This is a genomic window from Puniceibacterium sediminis, from assembly GCF_900188035.1.
Classification (GTDB): Bacteria; Pseudomonadota; Alphaproteobacteria; order Rhodobacterales; family Rhodobacteraceae; genus Puniceibacterium; species Puniceibacterium sediminis.
Genome location: NZ_FZNN01000060.1, coordinates 1 through 1440 on the forward strand (window position 1 = coordinate 1; position 1440 = coordinate 1440).

Annotated in this window: 1 protein-coding gene and 1 pseudogene; both read left to right on the forward strand. The window is 60.7% G+C overall.

Annotated elements, in window-relative coordinates; genetic code table 11:
• The coding region (locus tag CHB75_RS21165) for a transposase domain-containing protein (RefSeq protein ID WP_141135057.1) at positions 1 to 158 on the forward strand (158 nt) is incomplete at its 5' end.
• Positions 159 to 197: 39 nt separating this feature from the next.
• Positions 198 to 1325 (forward strand): annotated as a pseudogene (istA, locus tag CHB75_RS21170) (IS21 family transposase); the annotation flags it as partial.
• Positions 1326 to 1440: the final 115 nt, after the last annotated feature.

Below are 1440 nucleotides of genomic sequence, written 5' to 3' on the forward strand. Positions count from 1 at the left end.
GCGCCGCGACATGGGCGCGTGTCGCCTCGCTGATAGGCACATGTCGCCTGAACGCCGTAAACCCCGAAGCCTATGTCGCCGCCACACTCCGAAAGATCCTCGATCAGCACATGCAGACTGACATCGACACTCTCATGCCATGGAACTTCGGCAAGTAGTAAAACCACAGTGCCATGGGTGATGGACTGCCGCTTACCACCAAACTGCAAGTTGCCCATATCAAGCTGTCGCACAGTCGGGCCTTTCTGGTCCGGGCGTATCTACTGCAAACGCACGAGATGCTGTTCGATGCCCATTGGCACGGGTTCCGGGTCTTCGGCGGGGTCCCGGAGCGCGGCATCTACGATAACATGCGCACCGCGGTTGATCGTGTCGGTCGCGGGAAGGACCGGCAGGTCAACATGCGGTTCCTTGCGATGGCAAACCATTACCTATTCGATCCGGCGTTCTGCAATCCGCTGCCGGCTGGGAGAAGGGACAGGTCGAGAAGAACGTGCAGGATTCCCGACACCGACTGTGGCAACCCATGCCGGACTTCGCCGATCTTGCGGCACTGAATGACTGGCTGGAAGAGCGCTGTGTCGCGTTGTGGACTGAGATCCCGCATGCAGCGCTGCCTGGGAGCGTTGCCGACGTCTGGGCCACAGAGCAGGCAGCGCTGATGCCATTGCCCCCCGCCTTCGATGGCTTTGTCGAACTGAGCAAGAGGGTATCGCCCACTTGCCTGATCAGCTTTGAACGCAATCGCTACGGCGTTCCGGCATCCTTCGCCAACCGCCCGGTGAGCCTTCGGGTTTATCCCGAACGTCTGGTGATCGCTGCCGAAGGACAGATCCTGTGTGAACATGTGCGGGTGATCCAGCGCAGCCACCAACTCCCGCCACGGACGATTTTCGATTGGCGCCATTACCTGGCCGTCCTTCAGCGCAAGCCCGGAGCATTGCGGAACGGCGCGCCCTTTGCGGAATTCCCTTCGGCCTTCAAACAGCTGCAAGACCTCATGCTGCGCAAACCTGGTGGTGACAGAGAGCCTCTCGGCGATGCTTGCATCGCCTGCCGACCAATGGATGGTCGACATCCTTGCACTGGTTCTGCATCACGACGAACAGGCCGTGCTGGTCGCCGTGGAAATGGCGCTGGCTGAGGGGGTCGCAACCAGAACTCACGTGTTGAACCTTCTGCATCGTCTGATCGACGGAAAGACGATCGGCGGGCCCGACATCGACACGCCGCAGGCGCTGATCCTGCAGCGCGAACCAGAGGCCAATGTCGAACGATATGATGGCCTGCGTGCCCTGAGCACAGGAGGTCGCAATGCGTCATGACCCCGCCACCGGTGCTATCATCATCATGCTGCGCAGCCTGAAGATGCACGGAATGGCTCAAGCCGTGACCGACCTGATGGAACAGGCCGCACCAGCCTTTGACGCTGCGGTGCCG